The organism is Undibacterium sp. GrIS 1.8, assembly GCF_040544445.1.
Taxonomy (GTDB): Bacteria; Pseudomonadota; Gammaproteobacteria; order Burkholderiales; family Burkholderiaceae_D; genus Undibacterium.
Map to the genome: position 1 here is coordinate 87,645 of NZ_JBEONQ010000007.1, position 19,909 is coordinate 107,553.

17 protein-coding genes are annotated in these 19,909 nt (G+C 47.3%); 3 read left to right on the forward strand and 14 right to left on the reverse strand.

What is annotated here, in order from left to right; genetic code table 11:
- Positions 1–362: 362 nt before the first annotated feature.
- The 14 genes from AAKU64_RS05060 to AAKU64_RS05125 form a co-directional block, all read right to left on the reverse strand.
- Positions 363–1,982: a DHA2 family efflux MFS transporter permease subunit gene (locus tag AAKU64_RS05060; protein WP_354329905.1), complete on the reverse strand. Its 1,620-nt coding sequence runs from the start codon at positions 1,980–1,982 to the stop codon at positions 363–365.
- Positions 1,982–3,211 (reverse strand): HlyD family secretion protein, encoded by a 1,230-nt coding sequence (locus tag AAKU64_RS05065; protein ID WP_354329907.1) that lies wholly within the window; start codon positions 3,209–3,211, stop codon positions 1,982–1,984. Before AAKU64_RS05065 ends, AAKU64_RS05060 begins: the two co-directional genes overlap by 1 nt.
- Positions 3,208–4,725, reverse strand: a complete 1,518-nt coding sequence (locus AAKU64_RS05070) for an efflux transporter outer membrane subunit (protein WP_354329908.1) — start codon at positions 4,723–4,725, stop codon at positions 3,208–3,210. Before AAKU64_RS05070 ends, AAKU64_RS05065 begins: the two co-directional genes overlap by 4 nt.
- A gap of 43 nt (positions 4,726–4,768) precedes the next feature.
- On the reverse strand, positions 4,769–5,251 hold the full coding sequence (locus AAKU64_RS05075) for a MarR family winged helix-turn-helix transcriptional regulator (RefSeq protein WP_322119196.1): 483 nt from the start codon (positions 5,249–5,251) through the stop codon (positions 4,769–4,771).
- Positions 5,252–5,673: 422 nt separating this feature from the next.
- On the reverse strand, positions 5,674–7,464 hold the full coding sequence (locus AAKU64_RS05080) for a PhoH family protein (RefSeq protein ID WP_354329910.1): 1,791 nt from the start codon (positions 7,462–7,464) through the stop codon (positions 5,674–5,676).
- 118 nt (positions 7,465–7,582) lie between these two features.
- Complete coding sequence (locus tag AAKU64_RS05085) at positions 7,583–8,059, reverse strand: peroxiredoxin (RefSeq protein ID WP_322119194.1); 477 nt, start codon at positions 8,057–8,059, stop codon at positions 7,583–7,585.
- 168 nt (positions 8,060–8,227) lie between these two features.
- Positions 8,228–9,175 (reverse strand): polysaccharide deacetylase family protein, encoded by a 948-nt coding sequence (locus tag AAKU64_RS05090; protein ID WP_354329912.1) that lies wholly within the window; start codon positions 9,173–9,175, stop codon positions 8,228–8,230.
- 10 nt (positions 9,176–9,185) lie between these two features.
- On the reverse strand, positions 9,186–10,226 hold the full coding sequence (locus AAKU64_RS05095; protein WP_322119192.1) for a bifunctional UDP-4-keto-pentose/UDP-xylose synthase: 1,041 nt from the start codon (positions 10,224–10,226) through the stop codon (positions 9,186–9,188).
- An 87-nt stretch (positions 10,227–10,313) separates the two neighbouring features.
- Positions 10,314–11,270, reverse strand: coding sequence for a formyltransferase (locus AAKU64_RS05100; RefSeq protein ID WP_354329914.1), 957 nt, complete (start codon positions 11,268–11,270; stop codon positions 10,314–10,316).
- Between the two features lies 1 nt (position 11,271).
- Entirely contained in the window at positions 11,272–12,237 is a 966-nt protein-coding gene (locus AAKU64_RS05105) for a glycosyltransferase (protein WP_354329916.1), read from the reverse strand.
- 16 nt (positions 12,238–12,253) lie between these two features.
- On the reverse strand, positions 12,254–13,381 hold the full coding sequence (locus AAKU64_RS05110) for a DegT/DnrJ/EryC1/StrS family aminotransferase (protein WP_354361579.1): 1,128 nt from the start codon (positions 13,379–13,381) through the stop codon (positions 12,254–12,256).
- 138 nt (positions 13,382–13,519) lie between these two features.
- A complete protein-coding gene (locus AAKU64_RS05115; protein ID WP_354329920.1) occupies positions 13,520–13,891 on the reverse strand; it encodes an EamA family transporter in 372 nt (123 codons plus the stop codon).
- A gap of 70 nt (positions 13,892–13,961) precedes the next feature.
- Entirely contained in the window at positions 13,962–15,638 is a 1,677-nt protein-coding gene (locus tag AAKU64_RS05120) for a glycosyltransferase family 39 protein (protein WP_354361581.1), read from the reverse strand.
- Positions 15,635–16,012 (reverse strand): Mth938-like domain-containing protein, encoded by a 378-nt coding sequence (locus AAKU64_RS05125; protein WP_354329924.1) that lies wholly within the window; start codon positions 16,010–16,012, stop codon positions 15,635–15,637. The genes AAKU64_RS05120 and AAKU64_RS05125 overlap by 4 nt, the downstream gene beginning before the upstream one ends.
- A 319-nt stretch (positions 16,013–16,331) precedes the next feature.
- Here AAKU64_RS05125 and AAKU64_RS05130 point away from each other — a divergent pair, with 319 nt between their 5' ends.
- The 3 genes from AAKU64_RS05130 to AAKU64_RS05140 all read left to right on the forward strand — a co-directional run bounded on the left by AAKU64_RS05130 (position 16,332) and on the right by AAKU64_RS05140 (position 19,892).
- Entirely contained in the window at positions 16,332–17,561 is a 1,230-nt protein-coding gene (locus AAKU64_RS05130) for a pyridoxal phosphate-dependent aminotransferase (protein ID WP_322119185.1), read from the forward strand.
- A gap of 121 nt (positions 17,562–17,682) precedes the next feature.
- Positions 17,683–18,993: a homoserine dehydrogenase gene (locus AAKU64_RS05135; RefSeq protein WP_354332471.1), complete on the forward strand. Its 1,311-nt coding sequence runs from the start codon at positions 17,683–17,685 to the stop codon at positions 18,991–18,993.
- A 188-nt stretch (positions 18,994–19,181) separates the two neighbouring features.
- Positions 19,182–19,892 (forward strand): queuosine precursor transporter, encoded by a 711-nt coding sequence (locus tag AAKU64_RS05140; protein WP_354332469.1) that lies wholly within the window; start codon positions 19,182–19,184, stop codon positions 19,890–19,892.
- Positions 19,893–19,909 lie beyond the last annotated feature (17 nt).

A 19,909-nucleotide genomic window follows, 5' to 3' on the forward strand; every position in this document is an offset into this window, starting at 1 on the left:
AGTGGGACGCTAAAAATTTAGCGAACAGTCGGTGATGTGAATCTCTTGCTCATGTGCAAATGATTATAAAACACATTAGAGAAAAAATACGAATAGTGATGTAAAACTAACAAAAGCTTTAGTGGAAAAAAATGGAGTAAAGCGTTTGGGGGGGCTTACTCCATACGCTTTACTCCACTGGCCATACTGATGCAGACCCGAACTTAGCCTGCAATGAATCATTGTCTGACGGTATTGCTGATGCCGATACTTACATTGCTATAAATTATCTTACTCCCGTCTAGTATATTTTACTGTCCATGTAATTTCTGGTCTATAGCCTGTTTTTTAATAAATTATGGGGGAGTATAGGTAATTTCTACTTAATGTGCTCCTCCGGCATCGATTGGTGCAGACGACTTTTTCGGTTTGGTGATCCATACCAGCGCAATTAGCGATAAGAACATAAACGACGATAAGTAGAAAATATCCGTCGCCGCCATCGTGCTTGCTTGTATTGACATGGTTCTGTCTATCACTGCCCACGCTCCCGTTTCTGGCAGACCTTGTTGCATTAACGCTTGCATGCTCTGAACAAACGCGGGATAGTTGCTGCCCGTATGTTCAGTCAATTGCGCATGGTGCAAGGTGGTGCGGCTATCCCAGATGGTGGTTGCGATGGATGCGCCCATACCGCCGCACATGATACGTACAAAGTTAGATAAGCCAGACGCCGCCGGAATTTTATCTGGCGTTAGACCCGACAAAATAATCGAGGTCAGCGGGATAAAGAACATCGACATCGCTGCACCTTGAATCAAGGTTGGAATCAGCAAGGTCATCGTATCCACATCTGTTGTAAATTGTGCCCGCATATAAAAGACCACGGCAAATAAAATAAACGCTGTAGTGGCTACTTTGCGCGCATCCAGTTTTGGTAAAAACTTACCGATCAGCGGTGACAAGATAATCGCAAAAACACCGACCGGCGCCATCACCTTGCCTGCCTCCGTCGCGGTATAGCTAAGCTGTGTTTGCAGCCATAATGGCATGATTACCAGGCTGCCAAAGAACAAACCATAGCCGACAGAAATCGCTACCACACCACCGCTAAAGTTGCGTCCTTTAAACAGCGACAGGTCAACGATAGGATGTTCTTCTCCAAGCTCCCAGATCACAAAATAGATCAGACCAACTGCGGCAATTACGGCTAACAAAATAATCTCGCCAGAGTTAAACCAGTCTAATTCTTTGCCTTTATCTAACATCACTTGCAAAGAGCCAACCCAGATCACGAGCAAGCCTAATCCGACGACGTCAATTGGCAGTTTTTTAATTTTGGATTCGCGTGTTTTATAAATCGACCAGGTTGTCCATGCCGCGAAAAGTCCCACCGGAATATTGATGTAAAAAATCCACGGCCAAGTGTAATTATCTGAAATCCAGCCCCCAAGCAAGGGGCCCATAATCGGTGCGACGAGCGTCGTCATCCCCCATAAGGCAAGCGCCATCGAACTTTTGGCGGGTGGGTAACTGCCAAGCAGCAATGATTGCGACAAAGGGATCATCGGGCCGGCGACCGCGCCTTGCAAAATACGGGCAGCAATCAGCGTCTCGATATTAGGAGCCATGCCGCATAGCCAGGACGAGATAACAAATAACAGGATGGAGGTGGTGAACAAGCGCACCTGCCCAAACCGATTCGTCAAAAAGCCAGTCAGGGGAACCGAGATCGCATTCGCCACCGCAAAAGAGGTAATGACCCAGGTACCTTGCTGCGGCGAGACCCCCATGTTGCCGGAAATCGCCGGGATTGAGACGTTTGCGATCGATGAATCCAACACGTTCATAAACGTGGCCAGTGACAACACTAAAGTGCCCAGTGCTAACTGAGCCCCTTTTAATGGTGGAAAAGGCGCGGCAGTGGCAGAAGCAGAAGGCGCACTACCTTGCGGTGCGCTCGCCCCTTCCGACCCGTCCGATGCAGAGGTAGACGTGCTCATTACAGCTTCTTGCCCATGTTGTTGAGGATGATTTGTGCGATACGATCATCGGCTTCTTTGCCACTTTGTTCAAATACCGTCGTTTTGTAATTAGCGGTATTGCGCAGCGGTGCGCTACCTGCAACCGGGCTACCGTTTTGCTGTGAGATATCCACTTTGACTTGCATGGACAAACCGATGCGCAGCGGATGCGTGGCTAATTCTTTCTCATCTAAGGCGATTCTGACCGGAACCCTCTGAACGACTTTAATCCAGTTACCGCTGGCGTTTTGCGCAGGCAATAAAGCAAATGCAGAGCCGGTACCAGCGGATAAGCCAGCAACTTTACCGTGATATTCAACATCAGACCCATACAAATCGGACTCTAAAGTCACGTCTTGTCCTATGCGCATGTGGGCTAATTGCACTTCTTTAAAATTAGCATCTACCCATAAAGAGTTTAACGGTACGATCGACAACAACGGTGCGCCAGCAGCGACGCGCTGGCCGACTTGTACCGAGCGTTTAGCAATGTAGCCTGACATCGGCGCTGGTAAGCTGGTACGGGCATAGGCCAGATACGTCTCACGCACACGCGCTTCTGCGCGCAATACGTTTGGATGTTGCTCAATATTGGTACGATCAGTCAATACACTGTTAGATGCCAGTTGCTCACGTGCCGCCAGCAAGGCTGATTCTGCGCTTTGGACTGCTGAACGGGCATGATCAACTTCTTCTGAGGAAACGGCACCCGTGCTGACCAATTGCTGACGACGGGCCAGATCGGATTTTGCACGTTCTACTTCAGTCAGACGTGTGCTGACATTGGCTTGCAAGGGCGCATTGTTGGCAAATAACACTCGGACTTCGCGGACTGTTTGTGCCAGTTGTGCCTCGGCCTGATCAAGCGCTACTTTGGCATCTGCACGATCGAGTTCTATCAGTGGCTTGCCGACTTGTACCAACTCGGTATCGTCAGCATGAATTGCCAATACCGTACCTGCGACTTGCGGCGTTACTTGCACCACGTTACCTGCGGCGTAAGCATCTTCTGTATTCTCAAAATGACGTCCGACAGTGAACCACCAAAAGGCATAGACAATCGCGACGATGACCAGCACAATTGTAACGATAATCAATAAGCCACGACGTTTTTTGCCCGGTGGCGGTGTCGTTGCCGAAGTTGCTGAGGTTGCTGCTGGAGTTGTAGTTGTGGCGTTAGTGCCATTATTAGTAACGGGCGCGTTCATTGTGCGGCCTCCGAGTGAATGATTGATTGAGCGTTATTATTTGATGCTGCACTTGCCGGTAGTTGGGATAGCTGAAGTTCTGGTGCTATCTCGTAACCGCCTCCCAGTGCTTTAATTAAATTGATTTGTAAATCAGCACGGCGTACCTGTAGTTCTAATGAAGATTTTTTCTGTAAGACATAAATATTTTCAGCGACTAATACTGGCAGGACATTCGCTGTGCCAACACGTTGGCGCTGCTGTGCCAGTTTGATCGTTTGCTCTGCCGCTTTTTCTGCATTTTTTTGATTACTTTTTTGGAGCTCTGCTGTTTTCAGCGATTGCACTTGATCCGCCACTTCACGCAGGGCATCTGTCAGGCTTTGGTTGTAGGTCGCTACTGCACCGTCATACGCTGCCACCCGGCCTTTTAACTGCGCACGCAAAATGCCGCCCTCAAATATCGGCAAACGGATTGCAGGGCCAGCGCCAACGATGCGGCTGCTACCTTGCAATAAATTAGTCAGACCAAGACTGGAGAAGCCGGCAAAACCAATTAGATTGATATTCGGATAGAACTGGGTTTTTGCTGTGTCTATCTCGCTTTGCATAGACTCGACTCTCCAGCGTGCCGCGACAACATCGGGGCGACGACCAAGGAACGCCAACGGCAATTCGCCAGGCAATGCCGTATTCATACTGGGATTAAATCGTGGACGGGCGATAGCTTGGCCACGCTCAGGCGCTTGCCCCAGCAATGCTGCTAATTGATTGCGAGTGAGCGCGATGGCTTCTTGCCACTGGTTGATATCCGATTGCAGATTCGCACTTTGCAATAAGCTTTGCTGGATATCGGTATTGTTATCCAAACCTGCCTTCACGCGTTGGCGTGTGATCTCATCAAACTTATTCCGTATTGCCAGTTGTTGTGTGCTCAAATCGAGTTGCTCGTATTGACGCAGCAACTGCACCCAGGCATGCGCTACTGCGGTACTCAGCATTAAGCGGGCACTTTGTTGCTCTGCCAAGGCGACCTTTTCTTGCGACAGAGCAGTGCGCATTTCGGCGGAATGCTTACCCCAAAAATCCAGGTCGTAAGAAAAATTCAACGCTAGCTGGTTATTTGTTTCTACAGCGCCGGCGAGTGGCGGCGGAATTAACCCGTTCTCAGTAAAGCGCTGGTAGGTACTGTCAAAACTTGCGCCAACACTAGGTAATTCATTGGCGCGCGTGGCTTGTATCATGGCTCTGGCACTGGCAACACGGGCAGCCGCAACTTGTAGACTCGGACTATCGGTAATTGCGGCGTCAATTAGGTCTTGCAAGGCTTGTCCGCCAATATCTTTAGCCCAGTTGGCATTGAGCCATGCTGCATTTTGCATTGCCGTTGCGCTGGCTTTATCGCCGGACTCAAACGACTTCAACTTGGCATCGCTTTGTATACCACTAAAATTGGCGCAAGCGGTGAGCAAGACAAAGACGCTACTGGCTAAGCCCAGTCGTATCGATGCTTGTCTTTGGAATGGAATTTTCATGATTTTTATTGAAATAGAAAAATAATGTTTGTCAGGGCAATGATTATTTGGGAACTGCTGTTTGCTCTAATAAAGTTCTGTTGGCTAATAATTTTTTGAGTAAGCTTCTTAAAAAACCAATTTCTTCCGGGCTAAATCCCGTAAACCCGATATTTAAAACATCGTTATAGATGCCGGGTAAATGCTGCACTAATTCATGTCCGGCTTGCGTCAATTCCAATTTAAACAGACGTTTGTCGCTCTCGTCTGTAACGCGTACGAGTAAGCCTTTTACTTCTAACCTGTCTAGCATGCGCTTCATTGCACCAGCATCGATAAAAAGATCACGTGCCAGCTCGGCGGCGGTCTCACATTTACCGGTTGCTAGCATCATAAATACGCTGGACTGGGCATGTGTTATCCCTAGTTTTGATACCGATTCATCAACTGATTTTGACAGCATGGTTTTCGCGCGAGAGATGAGATAGCCGAGGCTTTCTTCAACCTGATACACGTCGAGCGGAAAAGTGGAGGAGGGCTGAGCCATATTTTTGATCAATTTCTGGATGAATTAGTTGCCTGGGCAAGATTTTATATCAAGAAATATTTTCTTGCTTGGCGTTACTAATTTGGCGTTGCTGATCCTTGTGCTGATCCTTGTCTACTAACGATGCTGCGCCGGGACTTCAAAACGTCTAGTCTTCTCAGTTTTACTGGAGTGATGGTTTATTCAGGGAGAGTGATTAAATCTATTTATATACTATTAGGTAGTATATTTAATCGTCCATATAATCATTGGACAGTAGAGCATATTTTAAAAAAATGGCGGGGAGTATATGAATTTCCCTTTCCTTCTAAATTTGTGGGCATAAAAAAATCGGTGCATATTGAATGCACCGATTTTTATTTTTTACTTAAGCGTTCGCTAGTCTTTTGCTAAAGCTTATTTAGTAATGACCCGATTGTGATCTACAAAATTTCACTCGCATGATCTGCCAGACGAGAACGTTCGCCACGCGCCAAGGTCACATGACCGCTGTGCGCCCAGCCTTTGAAGCGATCAACCACATAAGTTAGCCCGCTGGAACCTTCGGTCAGGTACGGTGTATCGATCTGTGCGATGTTACCCAGACAGATAATCTTTGTGCCCGGTCCGGCGCGAGTGACCAAGGTCTTGACTTGTTTTGGCGTCAGATTTTGTGCTTCGTCGATAATCAAAAACTTGTTCACAAAAGTACGGCCACGCATAAAGTTCAGCGATTTGATTTTGATCTTGGAGCGTATCAAATCCTGCGTTGCTGCCCGTCCCCAGTCTCCTGCGTCGTTGTCTGATTTATTTAGCACTTCCAGATTGTCGTCAAATGCGCCCATCCACGGCGACATTTTCTCTTCCTCTGTACCTGGTAAGAAGCCAATATCTTCGCCGACCGGTACGGTTACGCGGGTAACGATGATCTCATTGTAGGTTTTGCTTTCTAGCACTTGCGCTAAACCTGCCGCCAGCGCCAGTAAAGTTTTACCTGTACCTGCTTGTCCCAGCAAGGTGACGAAGTCACATTCTGGATCCATCAACAAGTTGAGCGCAAAGTTTTGCTCACGATTACGAGAAGTTACGCCCCATACGCTATGTTTGGCATGACCATAATCACGCAAGGTTTGCAATACAGCAGTCTTGCCGTTGATTTGACGCACATGACCATAAAACGAAGACTCGCCGTTTTTCGGTTCCAGATAGACAAATTGATTGACCAGCAAACTAGGAATAATCGGCCCGGTAATGCGATAGAACGTGGTGCTCAGACCGTTCTTATTTTCTTGCCAGGTCTCGATCCCTTTGCCGTGCTTGTTCCAGAAATCATCTGGCAGTTGCACGATGCCGGTGTACAGCAAATCAGAATCTTCCAGCACATGATCGTTGAAATAATCTTCTGCCGGCAAACCCAAGGCGCGTGCCTTTATCCGCATATTGATGTCTTTAGAGACCAATACGACAGGACGACCTGGTGTTTCTGCCTCTAACGCGCGCACCACAGCCAAAATCTGGTTATCTGCTTTACCTTGAGGCAAGCCTTGTGGCAATGCTGCGCTTTGCAATTTGGTCTGGAAATACAGGCGACCTTTGGCGTCTTTATTCCCTAACTTGGAAAGCAAGATACCTTTTTCAATTTCGTGATGATCAATATCGCCAACCAGAGCGTCAAGTGAGCGCGATACCTGACGTGCATTGCGTGCGACTTCTGACATGCCTTTTTTATGATCATCCAGCTCTTCCAGAGTGATCATAGGCAAGTACACATCATGCTCTTCAAAGCGGAAGAGCGATGACGGATCATGCATCAGTACATTGGTGTCGAGTACAAATAATTTTTTTACGCCCGACTTATCCGCCGCCCGGCTAGTACCTGACTTGACACGATGTTCGTGTGCCGATGAGCCAGTTTTAGGCACTGGTTTTTCAGTCGCTTTTACATTAATTTTTGTCGGGCTAGCCTTGGCTTGAGTTTCTGGTATGGCCGTTTTAGCTATAACAGGATTCTTAACCGGAGCGACTACATTGGTCTTAATCGGCGTGGCTGCTGGTGCACGGCTAGCGGTGTTACTTACGGCGTTACTTGCTGCAGTTGTCGCTACCGGGCTCAATCTGGTTTCCGGTTTGCTAGCGGGTTTAGTGACATTTAAAGACTTGGTTTTATCTGCTTTTGAATAATCCTTTGGGGACAGCAGAGCCGCAGGTTTTGTCGGCATTTTGGGCAGGGGCATTAGGACCTCTTCTAAAAGTGTGAGAGCTTAAAAGTCAAAAAGCCGCTATGGATGACGCCGGATTAATCCGGGACACTTCCATACACGGCTTTTTCTCGAAGAAAATTTTTGATTTCAATTACTGGTTTGCGCTCACAAATTCCAACACTTCATCAACATGTCCAGCTACTTTAACTCCTCTCCATTCTTTCACTAATTTACCGCTGCCGTCAATCACAAAAGTGCTGCGTTCGACGCCGCGATGTTGTTTGCCGTACATACTCTTCATTTTCATGACGTCAAACAGATTGCAAACGGTTTCATCCGGGTCAGAAATCAATTCAAATGGCAAACCCAGTTTGCTTTTAAAACCTTCATGAGAGCGCAGACTGTCACGGCTTAAGCCAAAAATTTCGGTATTGGCTTGCTGGAAACTGTCGTATAAATCTCGGAAAGCCATACTTTCTGTCGTACAGCCGGGAGTATTGTCTTTTGGGTAAAAATAAATGACAACATTTTTTCCAGCAAAATTACTGAGCTGGAAAGTTTTATCATTTGTCATCGGGGCAGAAAAATCGGGAACTTGGCATTGCAGTGCTGATGGGCTATCGGCCACGGTGATCTCCTGAGATAGGTTGAATATGTGCTAAATGAGAAGCTTAAATTAGACACTTAGATGCGAGGCATTTAAATGCGAGACACTTAGATGCCGCCCTGAGTCAATTCGGGTCAGCATCAATTCAAGCAAAGAGTCGGACTGAGGCGCCTGGAAATTACTACTGTGCTACTTGCTAGGCAGTAATGCGATCAATTCTCCCGATCGTCCCGGCAGTTCGGCCCAAGTAATCGGACGCACCGGCAAAATATCGTTTTTGATGGCGTCATGATATGTCGCCATGGAGATGCAATCGTAACCCTGCTCGCGCCAACCCTTTAATAATTGGTCAAAGATGGGGGCAAGTTTCTGTCCTTCAAGTTCTGCATGTAAGGTAAATACATGATTTCTTGGCGTCGCCGTTAATTTAAGTATGTTAGCGGCGATATTTGACTCATTGATGACTACGCCGTCAATTTCTCGCCCTAAAACTTCATCCAAAGTTGGGAGCGTGGTCGGCATTTGCAGACAGGCGAAGGTTTTGCCATTCGACTGTAAGCGATACGGTCCAGCTGCGGGATCAGTCAAGCTGCCGTCGTCATTGAGCATCGCACGACCGTCTGAAGCATAGGCAATACCGAATTGGTCTAACTGAGCAAACGCATCCGGATTCATTTGCCAGCCAGCCGCACCATGCGTCTTTGGTACTTCGCCAAAAATCTGTGTAAAGCGCGCATACGCCTGCTGCATCTGGCTCTGGGTCCAGGCTGCATCGCGTTGGCGCACATTGTCGTGCCAGACCACGTGATCCCAGGTGTGGATGCCACATTCAAAGCCAGCTTCCTTGACCGCACGCATTTCTGCGGCACAGTCTTTGCCGATATCCGGCGCGGGCAGAAACACGCCGTACATCAAAGTCTTGATGCCATAGTGTTCAACTACCGAGGTGCGGGATACTTTTTTGAAGAAGCCGGGGCGAAATGCGCGTCGCAATGCCCAGCCAGTGTGATCTTTGCCTAAAGAAAATAGAAAAGTCGCACCGGCTTGATGTTGTTTTAAAAGGCGTACCAGGTTGGGTACGCCTTCTTTTGTGCCGCGATAGGTATCGACGTCAATTTTGAGAACGATGCTTGGCATTGGTACTGGATTAGTCCATCAATGCGCGGGCTTCGGCGACTTGCCCACGGTAAGCATCAAAAATATTGCGCATAGTGTCTTTCATATCTGTCGTCGGCGCCCAGCCCAGTTCTTCACAGGTGTTGGTGATTTTTGGTACGCGGTTTTGTACGTCTTGATAACCTGCGCCGTAATAAGCACCTGAGGTTGTTTCTGTCAGTTGTACTTTTTTCGCTGTTTCTGCATATTCCGGGTACTCAGCGGCCAACGTCAACATCATGTGCGCGAGTTCGCGGATAGAGAAGTTATTGGTTGGATTGCCGATATTGTAGATTTTCCCACTGGCAATGCCATCTTTATTGGCGATGATACGCATCAAGGCGTCGATACCGTCGTCGATATAAGTGAATGCACGTTTTTGCGCGCCGCCATCTACCAGAGAAATATTTTCGCCACGGACGATATGACCAAAGAATTGCGTCACAACGCGTGAGCTGCCTTCTTTTGGTGTATGAATAGAATCCAAGCCAGCACCGATCCAGTTAAAAGGACGGAACAGTGTGAAATTCAAACCTTCCATGCCATAACCCCAGATCACTCTATCCATCAGTTGCTTGGCGCAAGAGTAAATCCAGCGTGGTTTATTGATCGGTCCGCAAATCAGTTCTGATTGTTCTGGATCAAATTCTTCGTCATGGCACATGCCATACACTTCAGACGTCGATGGAAATACCAGATGTTTGCCGTATTTAGCTGCGGAGCGGACGATAGGCAAGTTGGCTTCAAAATCCAGCTCAAACACACGCAAAGGCTGTTTGACGTAAGTGGATGGGGTCGCGATGGCGACTAATGGCAAGATGACATCGCATTTTTTAACGTGGTATTCAACCCATTCTTTATTGATGGTAATGTCACCTTCAAAAAAGTGCATACGTTCGTGATTGATCATGTCGCCCAAACGCTCGGTTTGCATATCCATGCCATAGACATGCCAATCAGTAGTTTCCAGGATGCGCTTGGAGAGGTGATGGCCAATAAAACCGTTCACGCCGAGAATGAGGACTTTTTTCATGGTGATTTCTTTAGTTAAAATTTGATTTACTTATTATTCTTGCCGACCGTTTTTTGATTATGTCTGCTTCATTGGATTGAACCAATTTTAAGCCTTGATGGCAGCTTCCAAAACTTCAGGGGAAACCACTTTGCCATTGGATAATAATTCAATAATCGATAGCGCGCGACCGTCGCCGCAAACGCCAAAGATAGCATTATCCACTACACATAAGCCTGTCGGCAAATCAGATCTATTGTTAGTAGGAAAGTTTGTTGATAAACGTGCTTTTCCGATAACATAAGTCTGACCATTCAATTCGGTAAACGCACCGGGGTAGGGTGGAGCAACGGCTCTGTGCAGGTTATACACCTGCTGCGCAGTGTGTTGCCAGTTAATGCGACCATCTTCTGGCTTACGTCCACCGAAATAACTTCCCTGTGACAGATCGTTATTCAACTTAATTGCATTGCCTGCGAGCAGGCCGGGCAAAGCTGACCATAAGGTTTGTTCGGACGCGACCGTTAATTTTCCAAATACTTCAAACGCCGTGTCGTCTGGCAAAATCGGCACCATGGTCTGGGCGATGATCGCTCCAGCGTCGGGTTTAAGCGCCATTTCATGCAGTGTTGCCCCCGTTTCAGTTTCGCCATGCAGAACTGCCCAATTGACTGGTACACGACCACGGTATTTGGGTAATAAAGATCCGTGCAAATTATAGGCACCGCGTTTTGCCAGCCCTAATAGTTTAACGGGCAACATGTTGCGATAATAGAAGCTGAAAATAAAATCAGGCGCGATAGCTGCGACTTGCTGATGTAATTCAGCAGACTTTGGGTCGGTTGGGGTAATGGTCGGTATGCCGTGTTCTTTGCAAAGCGCAGCGACCGATTCAAACCAGATGGTCTCAGCAGGATTGTCTTCATGCGTCACAACCAGCGCGATGCTGATACCGCGAGCTAATAAGGTTTTGATACAGCGAACACCGACGCTATGGTAAGCAAAGACAACGGCAGTCGCATTGGCATTGGTGGCGTCAATGCCAGTGAGATTGTTATCTGTCATCTCAGTTGGTCTCTGAAACATCATTGCCGGTATGTTCTAAAATTGTTTGCACCACATAACGTGGGCGACCGCGTACTTGTTGATAAATACGACCAACATATTCGCCAAGCAAACCAATGCCGAACAGAATCACGCCCATCATAAAGAAAGCGATCGCAAATAGCGTGAATAAGCCTTCTGCTTCCGAACCCAAAATAAAGCGACGAACTAAGAGCAAAAATACCAGCAGGGCAGAGGCGGCTGACAGCACCATCCCTAGCATAGAAAACCACTGCAAAGGCATAATAGAAAAGCCCGTCATCAAATCAAAATTCAGGCGGATCAGGCTGTAAAGTGAATACTTGGATTCGCCAGCAGCGCGTTCTTCATGCTCCACCGTGATTTCGGTCGGATTACGTGAGAAAGTGTACGCAAGGGCTGGCACGAAGGTATTGACCTCACTGCATTGATTGATCAGGTCGATCACATTGCGACCATAAGCACGCAGCATATTGCCTTGATCGGTGATTTTGATACGGGTGATTTTTTCGCGGAAGCGATTCATTGCTTTGGACGCGTAGGTACGCCATGCCGAGTCCTGACGTTTGCGGCGGATAGAGCCAACGTAGTCATAGCCCTCGCGCATCTTGTCGACCAGAGCACCAATTTCTTCAGGAGGATTTTGCAGATCGGCATCGAGTGTCACAACAATCTCGCCGCGAGTTGCCTGAAAGCCTGCCAGTATCGCCATGTGTTGGCCGTAATTACCGCTAAATAACACGACGCGAGTAACATCGGGACGCAGCCTGAACTGGTCTGCCAGCATCAATGCCGTATTGTCGCGACTGCCATCATTGACGAACACGATCTCATAGCTAACACCACGCGCAGCCAGCGCATCCAGCGCAGGATATAGCCGAGCGTACAACTGCGGTAGACCGGTTTCTTCGTTATAAACAGGGATGACGACGGAGAGTTCTGGTTTCATCAATCGGGACTCAAAATTAGGAAAGGCGAGATTTTACCGCAGAGACGACGCGTTCTACGTCGGCTTCGGTCATGCTTGGGAATAATGGCAATGTGACGATCTGCTTACCAACACGCTCTGCGATCGGGAACATGCCATCTGTAAAGCCACGAGCACGATAATAGCTGAACAAATGAATAGCACGGTAGTGATAACCGAGGCCGATGCCCACATCCATCATTTGCTGCATAAATTCGCCACGATTGACGCGTTCTGGCAAAACAATATGAAACATATGCCAGTTGCTGTTTTCAAAATCTGCGACCGGTAATTCTGCGCCTGTTTGTGCTTCGAACTCGCTGCCAAATGTCGCAAAATAATACTGCGCCAGCGCTTTGCGCTTTGCGTTGAACTCTGCCAGATGCTTCATCTGCCCAAGACCAATCGCGGCGGCAATATCGGTAATATTGTATTTGCCACCAAGCACATCAACATCGATACCATCCAAGCCGCTGCGGGTGACGCCTTGTAATCGATATTTTTCTGCCAGGCGGGCTTCTTCTGCATTATTTAAGACCAGGCAGCCACCTTCGCCAGTCATGATGTTTTTATTGACCTGAAAACTGAATGAGGCAAAGTCGCCAAAGGCACCGATGCGCTGACCTTTCCAGGTCGAACCAATGGCTTGCGCGGCATCTTCGACCACGCGCAGATTATGTTTTTTTGCGATTGCATACAGTTTGTCCATATCGCAGGGCAGGCCGCACATGTGAACGGGGATAATTGCCTTAGTGCGTGGCGTAATCGTGGCTTCAATTTTATCCAGATCAATATTGTGACTGTGTGGATCAATGTCGACGAATACTGGCGTAGCACCGACTTCGATAATTACGTTGGCAGTAGCAACCCAGGAATTTGGGGTCGTAATTACCTCGTCACCCAAGCCGATGCCCGCAATACGTAAAGCGATTTCCATCGTACACGTGCCCGAGTTATAAGTGCGTACTGGTCGACCACCAAAGTACTCGGACAATTGCGCTTCCAGCGCCTGCACATTAGGACCGCTGGTCAACCAGCCAGAACGCAAGACATTACCGACAGCGGTAATCGTCTCTTCGTCCATGGTGGGTTTTGTAAATGGCAAGAAGGGCAGTGCTGTAGTCATTGCTGATTCCTTTATTTATATACTGGGATGGAGTAAATTTAATCGTCCAGAGATTGTCTGGGCAATAAGGGGTATTTATCGGCATACTCCCCTTATTTTTTAATTTACCTTCAAATTATGTTGATTTTTAGCGATGCTTTAGCTTTTTACCAGCAAAGCGACGCCAATGATAATGATGCCAATAGCGAGGATGCGTTGCAGCGACATAACCTCGCCTAAAAAGTACCAGGCAAAGAAGGCATTTACGACATAGCCGATAGACAGTAGCGGATAGGCGATAGTGACGTCGACCCTGGACAGGCCGACAATCCACACTAGCACTGACACCACGTAGCAAGTGAGGCCGCCAATGATAGGCAACTGTGTCGCCAGTTTTAAGCCTATAGGGAGCCAGTTTTCTGTTGTTAAATGGATAGCACCGACTGCTTTGGTGCCTTGTTTAAGAAGTAATTGTGCAAAGGCATTTAAAAAAATGCCGGTCAGAATAAAACCAAAAGTGCCGATGTTCATATTATTGTCTTGTTCCTGTAGTCGGATTAGCTGGATTAATTGGATTGATTGTCTTACTTTGTCGTTTTATTTATTTAGTAAGTATATTTGACACAATAACGCGTTTTGGATCTTCTGCAATGACGCGCATCGGCACTCCTTGTTTTACAAAAGCCTGATAAATATCGGTACGTAGAATTGCAACATCTGCTTTGCCACTCAGGCTGTCTTCACGCCATTTTTTTACGAAATCTTCACGCTTGGGTATCCATAGCTCGGGTTGTATTCCGAGTCCAAACGCCATCTCGTCTGGGTGCTCCACCAACGTGACCGTCCGTTGCAAATAGAAAGGTAGTGATTGCTCATAGCGACCCACTGCGAAAATCTGTGTAGCAGGCGTTAATTCTGCTTGTATCTCAGCAATATGTTGCAATCCCGCGCCATAACGACCTAATGGCTCATGTCCTAGAAACAGCGCTTGCCAAGCAAAAAATCCTGCTGTCGCCAAAGTTATAACTGCGGCATCTTTATTCCGTCCAACAAAATAGCTCGCTAGTATTCCGCCAGCAAAAGCAACCGCCGCGGTCGCATAAACCCAAGGTTTGTAAGCTTGATAAAGAGGGATTTCATATGCGTCATTAGTGAGGCCTCCAACTTTACCAGCAAAAATTAAACCAGCCAGTCCGATCAGTCCAAATAAGCCTGTTGCTATGCGCAACGAAAGGATAGATGTCCGTTCCAACTGCACCGCGACGAGCAAAGCCAGCGCAGGGAAAATTGGCAGAATATAAGACGGTAATTTTGATCCGGAAATGCTGAAAAATACAAAGATAAAGACTGACCAGATCAGCAACATCTTTTTAGGCTGAAAATTTTCCCCTATCGTTTTCTCACGCAAGCCCGACCAAAGACTTTGTAGCAACAAGCCCAGCCAAGGCATGATTCCCAGTATCAGGATGGGAATGAAGTAATACCATGCGCCTTCACGGTGATGGACTTTGCTGGTAAAACGCTGAAAATTTTCGTGGATAAAAAAGAAATAGGGATGCTCGGGGTTTTTTTGCCAGACCAAAATAAACCAGGGAGCAGTGATCAAGAAAAAGACGATCAAGCCTTTACCCAAATGCAGACGTGTCCAGAGCGCCCAATCACGCGTTACCAAGGTATAAATGACGAGTACAGCCCCCGGCAAGACCAAGCCAATCGGTCCTTTTGACATACTCGCCAACGCCATCCCGACCCAACACAGCAACATGCCATAACGCTGTTCACTAGCACTAGCGTTGGTTTTTTGCGCTAATAGCAAACCGCACAAGCTCAAGGTCATCATGCCGGACAAGCCCATGTCTAGCGTATTGATATGACCTAGACCAAACCATAAAAAACTGGAACCCAAAACCAGCGCAGTACTGATACCCACCCGACGGTTAAATACTTTGGCGCCGGTATAAGCGGTTCCTGCAACTCCTAACAAACCGCATAATCCAGTCCACAATCTGGCTTGCCATTCGCCAAGACCAAAAAGTTCAAAACTGATGGCGTTCATCCAGTTTTGCAGTGGTGGCTTCTCAAAATATTTAATGCCATTTAAACGTAGCGTAATCCAGTCGCCGGTAGCTACCATTTCACGCGCCATCTCGGCATAACGACCTTCGTCCGTTGGCACCAAAGTTCGTGCACCCAACATATACAACCAGAGCAAGGTAAAAACAATCGCGATCAGCCAAAGCGTAGCGGGGGAGTCGTAAGGCGAGCGGCTTGGTTTCATGCAGATTCCATAATCAAGGCCAGAGCGACTTTGCGCCCCTCTGCCATCAAAATATTATAGGTGCGGCAGGCAGCTTGATTGTCCATGCATTCGACACCGATGCGCTGACTCGTCAATACAGAGATTAATTTAGGATGGATAAAACGCTGACGTACACCCGTGCCCAAAATCACGACATCGGGCTTGGTCGCATTCACCTGCGCAAAATCGTCGGCAGTTAAGGAATCAAAATGCGTAACATTCCAAAGTGCGGGAGCGACTTCGGGTAAAACGATCAGACTATGTTCAAAGCGCTTGGCATTAAATTCCACGCCTTGTTGATCGTAGGCAGTGACAGTCTGGTATTGCTGAGTTTGAGTTGAATGTAGCTTCATGGATGCAGGCGTAAGTCTCAAGATTGGCGCATTGTAGCTTTTTTTCTCAAAGGCTGGCGCATTCTGCCATTGATATCTCATACTCGACTGATCACATGGGTTTATCCAATCAATGCCCTGTAATTTTTGTTAAAACTCACCAAAAGCAAACAAAATTAGACAAATTCTCGAAACGAATTGATAAAACGGTGTTCATTGGGCAAAATGCACAATCCGGCAGTGCAGCAATCAACGATAGATTGACTGAGGTGATCCATAAATGAACTATCATCTTGCAGCCTCGCACCAATTTAGACTTATTTTATAGAGGATTGCATCAGTGCGACCCGTACAAAAATCACAAAAATTAGCAGACGTCTGTTACGACATCCGTGGCCCCGTCATGGAAAAAGCCAAACAGATGGAGGATGAGGGACATAAGATCATCAAACTGAATATCGGCAATCTGGCCGTATTCAATTTTGATCCTCCTGATGAAATTGTTCAGGACATGATACTGAACATGCAAAATGCTGCAGGCTATACCGACTCTAAAGGGATGTTCGCACCGCGTCGTTCGGTCGTGCATTACACCCAGGAGAAACATATCCGTGGTGTCACTATTGAGGACGTCTATCTCGGTAATGGCGCGTCTGAGTTGATCGTGATGAGCATGAATGCTTTGCTCAATTCTGGCGATGAGGTCTTGGTGCCAGCGCCGGATTATCCTTTGTGGACAGCCGCAGTCAGTTTGTCTGGCGGTAAACCTGTGCACTACGTCTGTGACGAAACCGCGGACTGGATGCCGGATATAGACGATATCAAAAGTAAGATCACGCCGAATACTAAGGCGATCGTTGTCATCAATCCGAATAATCCTACCGGTGCTTTATATCCGGTTGAAATTTTGCAGCAAATCGTTGAAGTCGCCCGTCAGCATCAATTGATCGTTTTTGCGGATGAGATTTACGATAAGACTTTGTATGACGAAGCGACACATACCTCAATCGCATCGCTAGCAGACGATGTCCTGTTCTTAACCTTAAATGGTTTGTCCAAAAATTACCGCTCTTGTGGTTATCGGGCAGGCTGGATGGTGGTCTCTGGCGAGAAACGTCATGCCAAAGATTACATTGAGGGCTTGAATATGCTCGCCTCCATGCGTCTATGCGCGAATGCGCCCGGACAATTTGCAATCCAGACAGCCCTTGGTGGCTATCAAAGTATCAATGATCTGGTCGGTCCTGGCGGTCGTCTGTTAAAACAACGTGATCTGGCGCATAAACTACTGACCGATATTCCCGGTGTGACTTGTGTCAAACCCAAAGCCGCTTTATATATGTTCCCTAAACTTGATCCTAAGATGTATCCGATCAAGGATGATCAAGAATTTATTCATGACTTGCTCACCGAGCAGCGGGTCTTGCTGGTACAAGGAACAGGATTTAACTGGATACATCCAGATCATTTCCGCGTCGTGTTTTTACCTAATTCCGATGATTTGACGGAAGCATTCGGGCGAATTGCCAGTTTTCTGGAGGGTTATCGCAGACGTCATGGTACGAATTAGCAAGGCTTGTTTTTATAGCTTGTTGGTAAAGTTTATTCATAAGACTTGTTTATAAGATTTATTGGCAGAATTTTTAACCTGCCACCGCTTAATTTTTTTATTTAGTACGCATAGAGATAATATGAAACCCATCAAAGTTGGTCTGTTAGGTATAGGCACAGTTGGCTCCGGCACATTTAACGTCTTGAAGCGCAATCAAGAAGAGATTATGCGTCGCGCAGGACGTTCGATTGAAATTGCCATGGTGGCCGATCTCAATGTTGAGCGCGCACGCGAACTGACTAACGGAGAAGTCGAAGTCGTCAATGATGCCAATTTAGTGGTCAATAATCCCGAGATTGATATCGTGATTGAACTGATCGGCGGCTATGGTATTGCTAAAGACTTGGTGTTAAAAGCCATCGCCAACGGCAAGCACGTCGTCACTGCGAACAAAGCCTTGCTGGCAACTCATGGCAACGAGATTTTTGCTGCGGCACAAGCCAAAGGCGTAATGGTCGCATTTGAGGCCGCGGTTGCCGGTGGGATTCCGATTATCAAGGCTCTGCGTGAAGGATTGACCGCGAACCGTATTCAATGGATTGCCGGCATTATCAATGGCACGACCAATTTTATTTTGTCCGAAATGCGCGATAAAGGCTTGGATTTCGGAACTGCCCTAAAAGAAGCGCAAGCTTTGGGTTATGCCGAGGCAGATCCTACTTTTGACATTGAAGGTATCGATGCAGCACATAAGGCGACCATCATGGCAGCAATTGCTTACGGCATCCCGATGCAGTTTGATAAAGCGCATGTAGAGGGCATTACCAAACTGGAGGCGACGGATATCCGCTATGCAGAGCAACTGGGCTATCGCATCAAATTGTTGGGTATTACCAAGCGTACCGATCAAGGAATCGAATTACGTGTTCATCCAACCCTGATCCCGGAAAAGCGCTTGATTGCGAATGTAGAAGGCGCGATGAATGCGGTGTTAGTGCAAGGAGATGCGGTTGGTGCGACGCTGTATTACGGCAAAGGTGCAGGTGCAGAGCCGACTGCGTCTGCTGTCATCGCAGATCTGGTCGATATTACCCGGCTGGCGACGGCTGATCCTGAGCATCGCGTACCGCACCTGGCGTTCCAGCCTGACGCGATGAGTGCATTACCGATTTTACCGATGTCTGAAATTGTCACTAGCTACTATTTGCGACTGCATGTTGCAGACAAGGCCGGCGTGCTGGCCGATGTGACTAAAATTCTGGCAGACTTTTCTATTTCCATTGATGCAATGCTGCAAAAGGAGCCAGCAGACGGCGAGGCAAAAACCGATATCGTTATGCTGACACATCAAACTCAAGAGAAAAATATTTTGGCGGCGATTACTAAAATTGAAGCATTGGCGACGGTATTTGGCTCTGTTACTAAGTTGCGTTTGGAAGAGCTTAGCTAAATTCAGCAACACAATTCAGCCTGACCCGCTCATCTTGGACAAAAAACAGCGTCATCCTTACAAGAGAATGACGCTGTTTTTCTTTCTAAGTTAGTATTTAGCGTCGTTTAGAAATCAGTTTGCTGATTACACCAAATTTGTTGTCACTCTCGTTTTAACTACTCATTTTATTGTCAGAAAACCAGACTATGGCTCGTCCTATCGCTCAATACAAATACTATGATTTCGTCATGGCGGCATTTGTGACGGTATTGCTTTGCTCAAATCTGATTGGCGCTGCTAAGGCTGCCGAAGTGACTTTGCCAGTGTTAGGTACGGTGACCTTTGGTGCGGGTGTTTTATTCTTTCCGATTTCATACATTTTTGGCGACATATTGACCGAGGTGTATGGCTATGGTCGCGACCGTCGCGTCATCTGGGCGGGTTTTGGTGCTTTGATTTTTGCTGCCGTGATGTCAGCTGTGGTGCTGGCGTTAAAGCCCGCAGCTGATCCGTTTAACCGGGATTACCAGATGCATCTGGATGCGGTGTTCGGTAATACGCCACGTATCGTCCTGGGCTCGATGATTGCGTTTTGGTGCGGCAGCTTTGTGAATAGTTATGTCATGGCAAAAATGAAGATTGCCATGGCAGGTCGTCAACTATGGATGCGTTTTATAGGGTCCACGGTTTGCGGTGAGCTGGTAGATTCCAGTTTATTTTACGTGATCGCTTTTTATGGTATTTGGTCGAACCACCAACTGATCTCAGTGATTATTGCGCAATATATTTTGAAGACCGGTTGGGAAGTCCTGATGACGCCTGTCACCTATAAAATTGTCGCGTTCTTAAAACGGAAAGAGAACGAGGACTATTACGACATAGATACTGATTTCAATCCTTTTAAATTGAAGGCTTGAGATGATTGTCCTAGATC

Excerpts from the sequence above, each read along its gene's own strand:
- AAKU64_RS05100 (WP_354329914.1), bottom strand. The coding sequence starts at position 11,270 with ATGACAGATAACAATCTCACTGGCATTGACGCCACCAATGCCAATGCG.
- AAKU64_RS05105 (WP_354329916.1), bottom strand. The coding sequence starts at position 12,237 with ATGAAACCAGAACTCTCCGTCGTCATCCCTGTTTATAACGAAGAAACC.
- AAKU64_RS05095 (WP_322119192.1), bottom strand. The coding sequence starts at position 10,226 with ATGAAAAAAGTCCTCATTCTCGGCGTGAACGGTTTTATTGGCCATCAC.
- AAKU64_RS05080 (WP_354329910.1), bottom strand. The coding sequence starts at position 7,464 with ATGCCCCTGCCCAAAATGCCGACAAAACCTGCGGCTCTGCTGTCCCCA.
- AAKU64_RS05135 (WP_354332471.1), top strand. The coding sequence starts at position 17,683 with ATGAAACCCATCAAAGTTGGTCTGTTAGGTATAGGCACAGTTGGCTCC.
- AAKU64_RS05120 (WP_354361581.1), bottom strand. The coding sequence starts at position 15,638 with ATGAAACCAAGCCGCTCGCCTTACGACTCCCCCGCTACGCTTTGGCTG.
- AAKU64_RS05125 (WP_354329924.1), bottom strand. The coding sequence starts at position 16,012 with ATGAAGCTACATTCAACTCAAACTCAGCAATACCAGACTGTCACTGCC.
- AAKU64_RS05065 (WP_354329907.1), bottom strand. The coding sequence starts at position 3,211 with ATGAACGCGCCCGTTACTAATAATGGCACTAACGCCACAACTACAACT.
- AAKU64_RS05090 (WP_354329912.1), bottom strand. The coding sequence starts at position 9,175 with ATGCCAAGCATCGTTCTCAAAATTGACGTCGATACCTATCGCGGCACA.
- AAKU64_RS05070 (WP_354329908.1), bottom strand. The coding sequence starts at position 4,725 with ATGAAAATTCCATTCCAAAGACAAGCATCGATACGACTGGGCTTAGCC.
- AAKU64_RS05075 (WP_322119196.1), bottom strand. The coding sequence starts at position 5,251 with ATGGCTCAGCCCTCCTCCACTTTTCCGCTCGACGTGTATCAGGTTGAA.
- AAKU64_RS05115 (WP_354329920.1), bottom strand. The coding sequence starts at position 13,891 with ATGAACATCGGCACTTTTGGTTTTATTCTGACCGGCATTTTTTTAAAT.
- AAKU64_RS05140 (WP_354332469.1), top strand. The coding sequence starts at position 19,182 with ATGGCTCGTCCTATCGCTCAATACAAATACTATGATTTCGTCATGGCG.
- AAKU64_RS05110 (WP_354361579.1), bottom strand. The coding sequence starts at position 13,381 with ATGACTACAGCACTGCCCTTCTTGCCATTTACAAAACCCACCATGGAC.
- AAKU64_RS05060 (WP_354329905.1), bottom strand. The coding sequence starts at position 1,982 with ATGAGCACGTCTACCTCTGCATCGGACGGGTCGGAAGGGGCGAGCGCA.